This window comes from Paenibacillus sp. FSL H8-0034, assembly GCF_038000305.1.
In the GTDB taxonomy this organism is placed as follows: domain Bacteria; phylum Bacillota; class Bacilli; order Paenibacillales; family NBRC-103111; genus Paenibacillus_S.
In genome coordinates this window covers 7719444-7734901 of record NZ_JBBOBS010000001.1, presented here as the reverse complement: position 1 = coordinate 7734901, position 15458 = coordinate 7719444, and the positions used below count along the sequence as shown (strand labels likewise).

At 46.7% G+C, this 15458-nt stretch carries 9 protein-coding genes; 6 read left to right on the top strand and 3 right to left on the bottom strand.

All coding sequences use genetic code 11. The features are described from left to right. Window positions 1-170 precede the first annotated feature (170 nt). Both NST47_RS34515 and NST47_RS34510 read right to left on the bottom strand, forming a co-directional pair. Window positions 171-2096, bottom strand: a complete 1926-nt coding sequence (locus NST47_RS34515) for an aliphatic sulfonate ABC transporter substrate-binding protein (protein WP_341159160.1) — start codon at window positions 2094-2096, stop codon at window positions 171-173. Window positions 2097-2332: 236 nt separating this feature from the next. After that, complete coding sequence (locus tag NST47_RS34510; RefSeq protein WP_341159159.1) at window positions 2333-4438, bottom strand: methyl-accepting chemotaxis protein; 2106 nt, start codon at window positions 4436-4438, stop codon at window positions 2333-2335. 260 nt (window positions 4439-4698) lie between these two features. On the opposite strand from NST47_RS34510, the gene NST47_RS34505 reads away from it, so the two are divergent. Beyond that, window positions 4699-5523, top strand: coding sequence for a TerD family protein (locus NST47_RS34505; protein WP_341159158.1), 825 nt, complete (start codon window positions 4699-4701; stop codon window positions 5521-5523). A gap of 125 nt (window positions 5524-5648) precedes the next feature. Here the strand turns inward: NST47_RS34505 and NST47_RS34500 are convergent, their stop codons facing one another. Beyond that, a complete protein-coding gene (locus NST47_RS34500; RefSeq protein WP_341159157.1) occupies window positions 5649-7007 on the bottom strand; it encodes an FAD-dependent oxidoreductase in 1359 nt (452 codons plus the stop codon). Between the two features lie 170 nt (window positions 7008-7177). On the opposite strand from NST47_RS34500, the gene NST47_RS34495 reads away from it, so the two are divergent. The 5 genes from NST47_RS34495 (at window position 7178) to NST47_RS34475 (ending at window position 15313) form a co-directional block, all read left to right on the top strand. Next, window positions 7178-8230 carry a LacI family DNA-binding transcriptional regulator gene (locus NST47_RS34495; RefSeq protein ID WP_341159156.1) on the top strand — a complete coding sequence of 351 codons (1053 nt, stop codon included), beginning with the start codon at window positions 7178-7180 and terminating at the stop codon, window positions 8228-8230. A 150-nt stretch (window positions 8231-8380) separates the two neighbouring features. After that, a complete protein-coding gene (locus tag NST47_RS34490) occupies window positions 8381-10240 on the top strand; it encodes a motility associated factor glycosyltransferase family protein (RefSeq protein ID WP_341159155.1) in 1860 nt (619 codons plus the stop codon). Next, window positions 10233-13307, top strand: a complete 3075-nt coding sequence (locus NST47_RS34485) for an Ig-like domain-containing protein (RefSeq protein ID WP_341159154.1) — start codon at window positions 10233-10235, stop codon at window positions 13305-13307. The genes NST47_RS34490 and NST47_RS34485 overlap by 8 nt, the downstream gene beginning before the upstream one ends. A gap of 301 nt (window positions 13308-13608) precedes the next feature. After that, entirely contained in the window at window positions 13609-13881 is a 273-nt protein-coding gene (locus NST47_RS34480) for a hypothetical protein (RefSeq protein WP_341159153.1), read from the top strand. A gap of 115 nt (window positions 13882-13996) precedes the next feature. Further along, window positions 13997-15313 carry a deoxyguanosinetriphosphate triphosphohydrolase family protein gene (locus NST47_RS34475; RefSeq protein ID WP_341159152.1) on the top strand — a complete coding sequence of 439 codons (1317 nt, stop codon included), beginning with the start codon at window positions 13997-13999 and terminating at the stop codon, window positions 15311-15313. Window positions 15314-15458 lie beyond the last annotated feature (145 nt).

Genomic DNA, 15458 nt, shown 5'->3' with positions numbered 1-15458 from the left:
GCCAATAACACTTATTTGATTCATGCCGAAGGGGCACTTATACATTCTTGACCGGTTGCACTATATTGGCGAGCAATCGATAAACATACCAAAAACCGCCAGAAGGAATGCTTCGGACGGTTGAGTGCTGTGTATGAGAATAGGAGAGCTTCAAATGTAACGTCTCTGGATTATTTGACCAGCAGGAGATCGAAGTCTATGTCCTTGTTCAGAAAGCCTTCCTGTTTAATAAGCTGGGCAAAGCCCCGCAGCGTGGAGAGATCGGTTGTGGAATTCCAGATTATTCGTTGTAGCGCGCGCTCAATTGCATCTACGGATAGTGATTGTCCGGTCAACTGCTCAAGGGATTGGGAAAGCGTGTGATAGGTGTCCGGTCTTTTCTCGCTGATGGACAACATGGACGCATTGTGTGCTTGCAGGAATCGGGAGACGGCCTGAGGGTGATGGTGAACGAAATCGCGATTAACGGCAATGACTGTATTCGGGTACAGCCCTCCATTATACAGCTCCTGCCAATCGACGAGTACACGTGCTGCCGCTTTATTTTCCAGAAGGGTTACCCATGGCTCCTGTACCAGGGCCGCATCGACTTGATTGCTTGCAAACATGGAAATGAGGGCGGACGGCTTCGCTTGAATAATACGAATATCGCCTCCACGAAAGACATCCTTCAAATCGTGGCGTCCCAGCAGCTGTCGGAGCAGTATATGCTGGCCATTGCCATATTGCGGAATCGCAATGGTTTTTCCTCGTAACTGTCCAACCTGCCGAAGACTTGAGTCTGCTCGCACAAGAAGTGCGGCTCCTCCTTGATTGACACCGGATATAATTTGAATATTTTGTTTTTTGGAAAAAGCCTCAAATACCGGACCTGGACCTGTATATCCAATATCAATCTGATTGTTTAATAAGGCGTCGACAACCGCAGGCCCCGCCGAAAAAGCACGCGTTTCGAACTGCCCGTCAAATTGTTGTTCGAATAGCTGATGATGAATTGCCAGCAAAGCCGGAGCATGAGTTAAATTGGGTATAAATCCGATACGGATTTGTTGTGTGGTTTGTTTCGTTTCCGAAGCGGCATCTCCGATGATTTCAACGACACCAGCTCTGAGATCCTGAGAAATGCTTTGTAGGTCCTGCGTTGATCCGGCAACAGTGAGTACGGAGGAGGCTTGTTTTTCAGATAAACGTGCTACTTCATAGGCGGATGACAACGATTGCTGGGCTAATGAAGTTACGGTATGCAGATGCTGAATCAGCAGATCCTTGCGATGGTTGGCCGTATGCAGCAGCTGACTGGCCTCGGCTGAGTGTTCCGTGATATGAGACAAATTCAAATGGATCGAATCGAACTGCTGCTTCGTTTCTATAACCGCCTGCGAGACATTTTGTGAGGATTTCCGTGTCTCGTCTACTATTTCGCTGAAGGCTCTCACTTGCTGCTGCATACCCTGAAGCAATCCGGTAATTGTCCGTCCATTGACTGCACTTTCGACGGCCAGCTTTCTCACCTCCTGGGCAACCACTGCAAAGCCTTTACCTTGCTCACCGGCGTGGGCCGCTTCAATAGAAGCATTCAGGGAAAGCATTTGAATGCTTTGCGAGACTTGAAAAATAGATTCCATCGCTTGGGAAATAGCTTCTGTCTTATGCTCCAGATCTTTCATGGTCGTATGCAATTTATTCGAGATTTCCTTATTATGTATCGATTGCTGAGCCAGTAAATCAACCGTGGACCTGCCGGTTTCCGCTGCATGCAGCGATTGGACCGTAGCGGTCTCCACGTGCTGAATCTGTTGGACGGCTGTGTTCAGAACCTCACCCAACGCTTCGGAATGGACCAGGCTTTTCTCGGTTTCTTCGGACTGAAGTGCAGCAGCGTTAACAATTTCATGAATGGATAACGAGACGGTCTCCATATTTTCTATCGTATTCTTTACAAAATGAAGAAGTGAGTCTGTAGAATCCGATAAGGTGCCGCTAGTTTGGTAGAGCTTTTTAAATTGTTCTACAGGATGGTTTGGCTGGACGGAATCTGCTTTTTCCAAGGCTTTAAAAGAATGGATAAAATGTAGGCTTTTACTGAGCAGTGTCATGGAATCAACCTCCTATAAATAATAAAAAAAATAATCATGTGCGGTACTTATCTAACATGTAATAGATTAAAACACAGTATTCACATTGGAATAATTGATGAATAATTTATCACGCTTGTATTTATTTGTCAATTGAAATAAAAACAAGCCATTTCCTCAATGGAAATGACTTGTAAATACAATTTAAACAGCTTATGAAGAAGCTGAATATGAGAAGGCATAGAGCAAGGCGGAGGCTACACTTTGAATTTGGATAATTGATCCAGGAGCTCTTGTACCATTGCGCTTAACGCTTCGGAAGAGGAGGAGATTTCCTCCATGGACGCCAGCTGCTCCTCGGAGGAGGCTGCTATGCTTTGCGAATTTGCCGAGGAGTCCTTGGCAATTCGGGCAGAGCGATCGATTGATGAAGCCACCTGCTCGGAGCTTGCAGATATTTGCTGTACCGCGGCCGAAACCTCATCAATTTGTTGATTGACGCCGCTCATTTCCTTGGTGATCGCTTCAAATAACTGTCCGCTTTCCGACACGGATGCTACACCTTTGACGACCTCAAGCGTGCTTTGACCCATGGCGCTCATAGCCAGGCTCGTTTCCTGAGTCACATCATGAATGAGTTGAGCTACATTTTCCGCAGCGAGCTTGGTCTGCTCGGCCAGCTTGCGGACCTCGGCGGCAACGACGGCAAAACCTTTTCCCTGCTCGCCAACACGTGCAGCCTCAATGGATGCATTCAATGCAAGTAAATTGGTTTGTGTGCTGATGTTGGTGATGACTCCGATAATGCTGCCGATCTCTTCTGATTTGGCATTCAGACGGATAATAGAGGCCTCGGATTGGTCAACAGAGGAACGGATGACTTCCATTTGCTGAACCGCTTCATGAATGCTGTGGTTTCCTTTTTCCGTTTGATCCATAATTCCTTTGGCTGCCTCTGCAACGTTGACGGTCGAATTGGCAATTCGATTCATGCCTTGGGTCATTTCATCCATAGCTCTGGAAGAATCGTAAGCCTGCTGCTCTTGCGTCTCGGAGCCCATGGCTACCTCCTGGATCGCTTCCACAATCGTTTCGGTAGCGCGTGTCGTCTCTTCAGCACTGGCTGCCAGCTCCTGTGAAGTAGCTCCAGCTGACATGGATAAATCGCTGACCAGCTGAAGGAGCTGGCGAAGCTTCTGGATCATGACATTAAAATGCTCAGCCATGACGCCAAATTCGTCCTTACTGTTGACAGGAACCGTATGGGTGAAATCGCCCTCTGCCAAGTTTTTCAATATGCTGATCACAATGTTCAGTGGATTCACAATGACCTTCCATACAATCAAGGCCAAGAGCAGCCCAAGCAATACTAAGGCAGCGACTGCAATCCCTACAGATATGTAAAGGCTGTCGTAATAGGCCTGAAGTACGGCCGTTAGAGGAACAACGGTTTCTATGTACCACTTGTCCTTGCTGCCCTGAACGGTAATTGAATCGAAGTCGCGAATGGAGGGTACACCGTTTACGTTGTTGGCAAACGTCTGGGTTTTCCCGTTCTGCAGTTGGTCCCACACTTGCTGCTTAGCCGGACTATCCGCATAATTTTTGGCAACCAGGTCAGACTTTCCACCATGAGCAATATATTTGCCTTTGCCTGATATAACAGTGATGTAGCCGCCTAATGGTTTTTCTTTCTCGATCTGCTTTTGCAGCGTATCCAATGCGATATCCGCACCTAATATGCCACTAAAATCTCCTTTGGCATCGAGAATGGGAAGAATAACAGAGGTCATCAATACCTCTTTGCCGTCAACCTGATAAATATAAGGCTCGATAATAGTGACCTGCTTGCTGCGTTTTGCTAATAAATAATAATCCCCGGTGCCTTCCTTCTCGTAGTCCTTCAGTGGTTCTATCACTTGTTTATCGTTGCTTCTAACAATATAGGGGATAAAACGACCTGTTGCATCGTCATAAGGTGCTTTATTTACATTGGCTTTATCATTACCATCAAAAGCATTGGGCTCCCACAGCGTGTAAAGAGCGAGAATGGATGGCTGCTTTTCCAGTTCCTTGCCTAAAATTCGGATGATGTCCTCACGAGTTTGCTTCTTTTGTGTGTTTGCATCCAGAGCGACTACGGATAAGCCCTTGAGAACCGAGCTGATACTGACCAATTCCTCCTCCATGGAGATGGAAAAGTCTTGTCCTGCCTGGTGAGCGCTTAACATGCCCTTGTCCAGACTGATGGTATACAGCTGCTTCAGATTCAAAGCGATTAAACAAGCAAAAACGACGAGAAGAGAAAAGCCGAGTGTTAAGGAAAGCTTCAACGAAAGTTTTAAGTTTTTGTACCATTGCATAATAGAAGTCCCCTTCATACATAGATGATTTGTCTGACTACATATTAACATAGGCAGCTGGTGTATAGGATTATTTTAAACGTAAATTGTTAGGAAAGTGTACGGTTCAGATTAGAAATTATTTAATGTTATTCATATCTTGTGCAATCATTACCAGGTGGAACGTCTGGTATAGGAAAGTAGAGTGTGATCATGGTATTGTAGTATGATAGATATGTGGTTAAATGTGTAATTTGGAACCAAGATGGAGGGTAGATCCAATGGCTAATCCCATAACGAATTTGCTTACAGGGGCCAACACGACGTTGGTCAAGGAACCCTTACTTGAAGTCACGGTTTCTTGGGAAAGTGCTCCGGCCGAGCTGGATATGAGCTGTTTTATGACAGGTGGCAATGGCAAAGTACCTTCGGATGATTACTTTATTTTTTATAACCAGCCTGCCGATCCGCAGCAGCATGTGGAATATAAGGCGACAGAGGCGAAGGCGGTCGTTTTTTCCATTAATCTGGACAAGCTTTTGGCGACTGAAATTGATAAATGCGTATTCGCCGCAACATTGGATGGGCCGGGAACCTTTAAGGGTGTCAACGGCTGCAAGGTGACAGGCCACACCTCTCAAGCAGACATCGTGTATGAAATCCAAGAGGCGGGCGATGAAACATCGCTGGTTTTAATGGAATTGTATCGCCATCAAGGCTGGTGGAAGCTGCGCGCCATTGGCAGAGGGTTTAACGGAGGGCTCCAACCGTTGGCAGAGGCTCATGGTGTAAGTGTGGCAGATGAGGAGAATGAAGCTGTGGTGGAAGTAGAGGACACTGCGTCAAGCCCGGCTCCAGCAGTGGCACAAGCAGGGAGGGAGGCAACTGCACCCGTACCAACACCAGCACCTGCAAATACTCCTGCACATGGAACCAAGCCGACTTCGGCTTTTGCAGATCAAGCCGCATTGACATCTGTGTTTTCCTTTCAATCGAGGTCAGCCTCGATATTTGCTTTACAGCCAGCTGCGACATCCCTATTTGATGCTCAACGATCTCGGATATCCGTGTTTGATGCCAAATCGGGAGGCGTAGTATTTAATTAAGGTTGAGAAAATGTAAGTATAATCAATAAATAAACACGAAGCAGTCCGTAAGGGCTGCCTCGTGTTTATTTGCATCATAGTATAATAATCGCTGTCGATGATTCCCGAGTATGTCCTGCTTGTTGCTAGTCTAATACCACATTGGCCTCTCTTAATCTATTCTGGAGCTCCTGTACATTAATATGCTGAGGACTTACTCCATACTCTACTGCTAAACCCGCCGCAGTTCCCGCTGCTTGCCCAGTCGCCATGCAGCTGGGTGTTAAACGCGTTGTCGCCAGAGCTTCGTGAGTTGTGGAGATGCAGCGTCCGGCGGTCAGCAGATTCGTAATTTTCTTGGACAGCAGGCAGCGGTAGGGGATATCGTAAGCGCCATCTCCTTGTACCCAAGCGGCTGTCACGCTTTTATTGGAGGGGTCGTGGATATCAATCGGATACCCGCTGCGGGCGATGACATCCTCAAACCTGCGTCCCCCAACAACATCGTCCGCTTGTAAAGCGTATTGGCCATCAATCCGTCTCGATTCCCGCACGCCGATCTGTGCCCCCACTTGAGAGATCGAGGCACGCTCAAAGCCAGGCAGGTTTTGCTGCATGAAATCGGCTACCATCATCACCTGCTTGCGACCGAGTGTTTCGGCCTCGGTCAAATCCTCGACATTCGTTCCGTTTAACCCCTGCACCCTCGTTGTATTGACCAGTACCTCATCGTCATTAGGACCTGTAAAAAACAGTACCTGATCACGATTGATCGGCAAATCGGCTTCCTTCCAATGCTTGAAAAAACCCAATACACCGGATAGCGGCAGCTCAGCAAGCTCGCTGAAGGGTGTTTTTTTATAAAATTCATCAGGATGATCCAGCATATACTGCTTCACCTTAGGCAAATCGACGCCGCGCATGCGGAATTTCATCGTCATCGGCTGTGTTTTGCCGTCTTCATCCCGACCCGTCAGGCAGGGTGCCCCGGATAAGTGAGCGACATCCGCATCTCCTGTCGTATCGATAAACACCTGTGCACTTACTTCTATTTTGCCGGACTTGGTCGTGATATGAACCGCTTCGATTCGATCTCCGTTCACTTGTACGTGGTCGACAAAGCTGTGCAGCAGCAGTTTTACCCCAGCCTCCTGAAGCATATCAACAGCCAAAATTTTGTAAACCTCCGGGTGGTAAGGGGTGATAGTGTTGACGAACCCTACCGTGTCGCGGAGGTGCCCGGGTGAAGCATTTTGCGCCATCAAACGATCAATGATTTCCTGTCCGATGCCCTTGATCACCTGCTTGCCCTCCACCGTATGGAATGTCATCCACGGATAGACGAGCGCCGCTGTAGACATGCCTCCGATAAAACCGTACCGCTCGATCAAAATGGTTCTTTTACCGCTTCGTCCCGCTGCAATTGCTGCGCAAACCCCGGCTGGTCCCCCTCCACATACAACAATATCTGCCTCGATCCGGTTATTCTGAATCGTATTCGCCATGATGGTTATCGCTCCCGTTTGTGTAGAATGGTTTTCATATCGCTCATCTAGGGCTTATTATAAAGAAACAATAACTTTAAGTTGAGTTTAAATTTAGTTTAAAAAATGAATGCAATCATTTAAATCATTTTCGATTTATCCAATTTTATATAAGGATCGGGTGAAGGTGAATGGCAAGGAAAAAAAGCATCACATTATTGCACATTGCACAGGAGCTTGGATTAACGATACAAACCGTCTCCAAGGCGCTGCGCGGACATCCGGGGATGTCGGAGGAGACCCGAGGGCTTGTCATCCAAACTGCTGCCGCTCTTGGATATCGCACAAAGGAGCAGCTGCGTCAGCTGGAGCAGGAAAGAATCGCACCGTTTCCTCTGTATACACGACGGTTTATTCTTGTGCAAAGCGAGCGGTCACTTGGTTTCCTGAGGCTGCTGCTTCAAGGACTGCACGAGCGGTTTGCTGAGTACGGCCATCGGATTGACACGCTGCTGCTTCCCGAGCCGACCTCACCCGAGCAATTCCGTCATTGGCTTGAGTTGCATAATGTAGGCTACGCCGATGGTATCTTTATCGCACCGCGGATTGTGCCGGGATTCATGGAGCAAAGCCTGCTGGAGCTTCAGCTGCCGCGGATTTTGCTTAATTATCCGCCACCTGAGACCAAGGTAGACAGTGTGGTTTGGGATGTGTACGAAGCGATGTATATCGCAGTTCGAACGCTTGTCAGGGCTGGACATCGACGAATTCTGTATGTGGGAGATATTCATCTGCAGCGCGGCTTTATTTTGCGTTGGCAGGCATTCCAGGAAGCAATGAAGGAAATCGGAGTGCACGTAACGGAGGAAGAGCATGCGGTTGCGCACAGAGATTCCGGACAACCGTGGCTGGACGATTTTGCAGTCAAATACGAAATCTATAAGCCTACAGCTGTGATTTGCGGAATTGATGAAGAGGTAGCGCCAGTTTACTATAGGTTGCAGACTTGGACGAAGGTACCGGAAAACTGCTCCCTAGTCGGGTTTTTGAACGAGCCGATTGATTATCTACCGCTTGTCGACCGACCTGCGCTGCTGATCAGGGAAACGGGGTATCGTGCTGCCGACCGAATGCTTTGGCGCATTGCGAACCCGCAGCAGCCTTATGAGCATATTCGATTGAAGGGGGATTTTGTGGGAGGGGAGACGATGATGAGAGCAGATTTGAACATTCTAAGAGATTAAACTCAGCTATGTTGAGGAGTATGGATAACATGTAGCTGGACAGATGGTAATAAGCTTTAATTAATGCTAATAAATGGATTCACAAATTCCGATAAAAATAGGACTAATGTATTTAAATTGAGTATTTTATCACAGAGTGAGGAACTAAAAATGTCGTATGAAACCGAAAACAAGCTTGTTTTACAAAATTTTCCATTGTTAATTAGGTATTTGGAAGCAGTAAAGCCAAGTGCATATTTATCGATAAAAGAAACCTCTGAGCGAGTGTCGACCTTACGTTTTGAAAAAGATCAATGTATTGTTGATCTGCATCATCCCGACCATCCCCTACAGGAAGCACGGGATTTAATAGCACAGCTTTCCCAGACGTCCGATTATCAGCATGTGCTTTTTTACGGAGTAGGCTTTGGTTATCATATCGATGAGTTCGTGAGGAAGTTTCCGTCGATGCCCTTTTCCATTTATGAGCCTGATGGCGAAATTTTTCATTATATGTTATCTCATCGTTCAATTAGAAACTGGAATCCGGGATTACTGCGAAATATTTATCTGGAAAAAAGTGCTGTGGAATGTCCCATGCATTTGAAGCATTTTATCGATAAGTGTTCAGGCAAGGTGCTCGTTGTAGCATTACCATCTTACAAGCAGATCTATAAGGAGCGTACCCATCAATTTTCCACTACTTTAGAAAAATTGATCACCCGAAAAAAGATCAATTTACAAATCAGCAGAGGCTTTCAACGCAATTGGACGGAAAATTGCATCGCAAATTTCCCTTATACCTTAACTACACCGAATATTTTGGATTTGCGCAATAACCCGTTTTATAATCGTCCGGTCATTCTGGTGGCGGCAGGGCCTTCGCTGGATGATGAGCTTGAGGTTCTTAAAGAAATTAAAAGCAAAGGCTCAGCTTACATATTTTCCGTGGGTTCTGCCATCAACACGTTAGTCGAACGCGGTATTTATCCCGATGCGGCCTGCACCTACGACCCATCACCACATAATGTGAAGGTGTTCCAGAAGGTCATTGACCGTAACATTTCAACGATTCCGCTTTTATTCGGTACCAGTGTCGATCTTCAGACGATCCAACAGTACCCAGGGCCCAAATTACATATGATTACAAGCCAGGATTCCATATCTCGGTTTTTGCTTCGCACGAAGGGCGGGCAGATGCCTGCATTTGTAAATGATGCTTCCTCCATTGCCATTGTTGCACTTCAACTACTTTTCAGGCTAGGTTGCAGCACGGTTATTTTGGTGGGACAGAATTGTGCCTATCGGAATAAGAAGCATTATGCCTCCGGGATTGATTACGCCAAGACACTCTCGGAGAGAGAAATGAACGAACTAATTCTTGTAGAGAGTGTGAACGGAGATCAAGTTGAGACCAGTCCGTCTATGAAGCTCATGAGGGAGGAAATAGAGACCTACATCAAAATGCATCCCAAGTGCGAGGTAATCAACTGCACGAAGGATGGTGCTCGAATTGAAGGTGCTCCTTTTAAACAATTGAAATCAGTACTGGACGAAAAGCTCCGGGAACAGGTAGTCGAGATGAATTGGTGCTTGGAGCAGACATCAATTTATGATGAGATGACCGTGAAAAATAATGGACAACTATTGATGGACCAGTACCAAATGTTAACGGGGCTATTTCAGGAATTGATGTCTATTTTGTTTGAAATCGAGCTATCAGCAAAAAGACTTCGTACGGATCGAATGAAGGCACTCTTGAATCTATTTGATCTTAAATTTAAAAGTTTACAAAAAAATATAGTTTTTCAAATCATTCTTATGCCGTTGAATCAAGTGCAATATGAAGTGTTGTATGGGCAGATTGAAACACTTAGGCTCGAAGTCAACCTGGTTCCGAAAGGTCATAAATTGGTTGAGATGTTTGGTGATTTTATAGTGCAATGTCGGGATGATCATATGCAGCTAGAGGTAGAGCTGAGCCAAATAATCGAGAAAATAAATGTATACAATGGAGGTCTGTATGTCTAAAAGAAAAAAAACAAAACAACCTGTACATAGCAGAAAAGTAGATATGATTAATAGAGTGATAGCAACTAGTATGGTGGTTTATCAGGTTTCGAGTCCTTATGTTTCAGTGCTTGCTGCACCAACGGTTAGCTCGATACTAAATCCGAAAAGTCAATCTGTAGACGGATCGGTAAATAGTAGTGTGTATGGTTCAGTTTATGGGTCAGTCTATGGCTCTGTTTATGGAAAAATTCCGGTTAGTAACCAATTATCAATCTTCAGTAGTTTGAGTGGAAGCAGCCCAACGTTGGCAGGGTTCACACCGCAAGGCAGTGGAGCCAGGAAAGACAGCAACCTGGTACTAACCTTTAGCGAAGCAGTGCAAATGGGAAATGGACAGATTACGATCCATCGGGTGAGCGATGACGTGGAAGAGCAAAGCCTGTGGATCTCGAGTGGATGGATCATAAGTGGAGCGAGCTACCAGGTGAGCGGAAGCACGGTAACGATCGATCTGGCCAGAGATTTGCAGGAAAATACGGCGTACTACGTGAAGGTAAGCTCGGGGTTATTCGAGGATAACGCGGGACACAGCTATACGGGGATCGCGGACAAAACGACGTGGGACTTCACAGTGGAGGATACGACAGCACCGTATATACAGTGGATCTGGCCGAGCGCAGCAAGCGGAGTCGCAGTGGATACGGACCTGCACCTCAATTTCAGCGAACCGGTGACAGTGGGGAACGGGGAAATTACGATCCGGCGGTTGAGCGACAATGTAGCAGAGCAGACGCTGCATCTGTCGGGTGGAGTGATGACCGGAGGCAGCTACTGGATTAGCGGTACGATGATGATCGTGGATCCGGCCGTTGATTTACAAGAAAACACGGGGTATTACCTGAATATCCCGTCGGGAATTTTTCGCGATGGGGCAGGGTTGTATATGATGTCGGGTGTGGATGAAAGCGGGTACGCTTTTGTTACAGCGGACACGCAAAGCCCAACATTGGTAGGATTCACCCCGCAAGGTAATGGGGTCACGATGGCATCGGGTATGCTGACCCTAACGTTGAGTGAACGGGTGATGTTGGGGAACGGAACGATCGAATTGCATCGGTCAAGTGATGACGGAGTGGAGCAAACGATACAAGTATCGGGTGGAACCGTAGTGGGGAGATACTATGAGCTGAGCGGAAGCACCGTCAGGATATGGTTGAGTAATCAAAACCTGCAAGAAGGTGTTCCTTATTATGTAACGGTGAGCTCGGGAACGATTCTGGACTATGCAAACCATACCTTTGCAGGAATCACGGACAAAACGACGTGGGATTTTACAGTGCAGGATACGACACCGCCGTATCTTACTAATGTATGGCCGAGCCAGGCAAGTGGAATTGCGGTGGATACGGACCTGTACTTCACGTTCAACGAACCGGTGACAGCGGATACTGGAGAGATCACAATTCGGCGTGTGAGTGATCATGTGACGGAACAGATGCTGCATATATCCGGTGGTGTAATGACGGGTGGCAGCTACCGGATGAGCGGATCTATTATGATCGTGAATCCGACTTTGGATCTACAATCAAATATGGACTACTACATCAATATATCTTCGGGAGCGTTCCGGGATCCGGCAGGTAACTACGAGATGTCAGGTGTGAATGATAGCTGGAATGCCTTCCATACAGTGACTCTGCCTGAGATTCCAGTCGTGATACCGGGGGGCGGTAATCAAGGATCTATACAGCCTTCTGAGTCATCTTCTTCATCAGACGATACAGGTAGTACAGTATCCTCGAATGGTCAGAAAACCGAAGTGGAGCCAACACAAAATACAGCTGCAATTGCCCCATCCACTGTGACGGGTACTATTACCAAATCTGAGGATGGTAAAACGCAGAGCGTTGTCATCAGTGCGGATGCTCTTAACAAAATATTCGAAGATAAGGCTGCAAGCATTAATGGTGTCCCTTACATTGTCATCCCTGTACAGCAGACGGAGCCAAAGGTTGAGGTGAAGCTTCCGGCTTCGAGTTTGGTTAATGCTGCGAATAACCAGACAGGCATAGGTATCAGTATCCAAACCGATGCTGCCAGTTTTCAGCTTCCGGTCAGTGCATTAAATTTAAATCAATTGGCTGCCGATCTCGGTGTGAGTTTGAGCGAAATGAACGTCCTGATCTCGATAGAGAAATTAGAGTCAACCGCGGCTCAGTCTGTAGAAGATGCAGCAAATGCACTGGGAATGGGGATACTGAGCAGCATTGTGGATTTTAAGATTATGGTAGAAGCCAATGGGAAAGCACAAGAAATCACCAGCTTCGGGGGGGTGTATGTATCGCGAACTATTGCATTGAATCAACCGGGGGATTCCTCCACTATGAGTGCAGTCGTCTTTGATCCGATTACTCAATCGGTATCGTTTGTCCCGGCAACCTTTACAGCTGACGGAGGCAAACAGGTTGCCACGATTTATTCTGCTCATAACAGCTTGTACACAGTGCTTCAGACGAAAAAGAGTTCGTTTTACGATCTTAAAAATCATTGGGCGCAGGCAGATGTTGAATTTATGAATTCAAAATTATTAGTAGAGGGTGTCTCAAATTCGGAGTTTGCTCCGGATCGGGCAGTCACAAGAGCGGAGTTTGCAACGATGCTGGTCCGGGCGCTAGCTGTTGAACAAAAGGCCTCAGGTAATAAGTTCGCGGATGTTGACCCGACGGCATGGTTCAGTAGACCGGTAGAGGCTGCTGTGAGAGCTCGATTGGTGGAGGGGATTGATGATAATTTATTCAAGCCGGATGCTCCTATAACACGTGAACAACTGGCTGTTATGGTTTCCAGAGCTTTGAAATTAGCGGGTGATTCAGCCAACAGCAATTCTATTTCAATGGCTGCCGATTCATTCATCGATAAGGATAGCATCTCCCCATGGGCTAAAGAGGCAGTTAGTCAATCTCTAGATGCAGGAATAATGTCGGGAGTTACAGACAATCGAATGGAGCCTCTCGAACAAACAACCAGAGCCCAAGCTGCAACGGTATTGAAGAGAGTACTCAAATATTTAAAATTCGTTAACTAAGGAAAATGACAGCTTCAGCCAGGTTGGTCAGTTCCTGTTAGGACAACTTGAATAAGCTGCTGCTTAAGTAAATAGACACTCTGTTTGCGGTCATATTGACGGCAAAGAGTGTCTATTTTGTTATAAATCTGTTAGGAAAATTTGTTTGAATATCGATTTTAAACTAACATCGATTTAACACTTTATGAAGCAGAATAATCATGATTTGCCTTAGAAAACCTGCTAATGAAAATTGCTGAGCTATCAGATTATTACAAGCTTGGGGGATATCTGCAACAGAATGGTCGGTCCCCTTAAAACGATGGTTGTGGATATTAGGGAAACCTTGGTTTCATTAGCGGCCTCACCCCAACAATTGAGTGCAGCTCTGAGCAAAATAATAAGGCTACAGAGGCTCGGAGCTGTAATGAAGATCGTCTCCGAAATTACGGATACAACAGCGGAAAACACAGAGCAAATCTCCGCCGCCGCGCAGCAGCAGATGGCTTCTATGGAGGAAATAACAGCCTCGGCACAGGCATTGTCTTACATGGCTGAGGAATTGCAAACCAAAATCGATACTTTCAAGAGCTAAGCTGACACACAGATGACATTTTGCATAAACTAAGGTATGATTTGGATAGCTACGAATTCAGGCGGCGTTCCCTTAAGGAACGTCGTTTGTGTACAGACAGGAGTGAAGCAATGATATGGATTTACGCAAAATGAGAATTTATGATACAGAACATACACATTCAAGTGAAGAGCGGGACGAATACGAGAAAGACTATGCACGCTTGATACAATCACCTGCTTTTCGGCGCTTACAGGGCAAATCGCAAGTGTTTGGTGCGGGCTCTGGAGATTATTATCGGACACGGCTGACCCATTCACTCGAGGTTTCGCAGATTGCACGTGAAGTAGCCAGACGGATGCAAAAGGAGTACCCTTTTCTCGCTGCGCGCGAGCATCCTGGATTGATGCTGGACCCGGCTGTTGTGGAATGCGCGGCGCTTGCTCATGATTTGGGGCACCCGCCCTTTGGCCACAAGGGAGAAGAGGTATTGGATCGGCTGCTGGCTGAGGAGCATGGTCTTGCTTATGAGGGGAACGCCCAAAACTTTCGTATTCTGATGTTCCTGGAAAAACGGGCAGGCAGCGGCAGCGGTTTGGATTTGTCAGCGGCTGTGCTGCTCGGTATTAATAAGTACCCTTACTCCTTGGAAGAGGAGGGCAGACTTAAAGGCGTGTACGCGATGGAGTGGGAAGCCATCAACTACTTGCGCGAGGCTTGGGCCATGCCAAAGGGCTGCGCAACATTAGAGGCGCAGCTGATGGATCTGTGCGACGATATTGCTTACTCCACCCATGATATCGAAGATGGGATTCGGGCCGGTAAAATATTGATGAACCCGACATTTTTTGCAGATAACAGGCTGCTTGAAAATCTAATCCAGGAAATCCTTGATGACGAAGGCAATGGAGCGGTTGGATGGGATCAGGTCGATATGCATGCCATGGTCAAGCAGGTGTTGGCTGATTATTTGACACAATGGGAAATGATTTATTCCGAGTGCAAATATGAATCCTCGCGCACGCGGCGTGAAATGAAAGCAAGATGGGTGAGCATGTTTGCCCAAAAGGTAGGGATTATTGATGATCCGGCAAAAGGCTGGAAAAGAGTCACTTTCGTGCGTGACGGGCAGGAGGATCTGCATCTGCTGCGGACGATGGAAATCTTAAAAAAGCTGGCGTGGGTAACATTAATCAAGGATTTTCGGGTTCAGCGTTTGCAAAAGCGCAGTGAAATTATGCTTCAACGACTATGGGGCAGCTTCAAGGTGTATGAAACCGGAAGAATGATTATTCCTCCGGATTGGACCCAAAGCTATGAGCAGCATAAGCATAAATGGAGCTGGCCGCGTATGGTAGCTGATTATATATCCGGGATGACCGATGCGTATGCTGAGAAGGTGTATGCCGAGCTGTTTGCCAGTAAATCCGGATCGATCTATGAAATGGATTGAGTTCGTGGTGTAGATTTGTCCCATAAGTAGATCATTGACTATAAAGGAGAAGCCCGCTCCGTCGGGAGCGGGCTTGCTGTTAGAATTGATGCTGCCGCCCAGCGTAAAATATTAAAGCTTTAAGTTTGACGGAAGAATAGTTTAC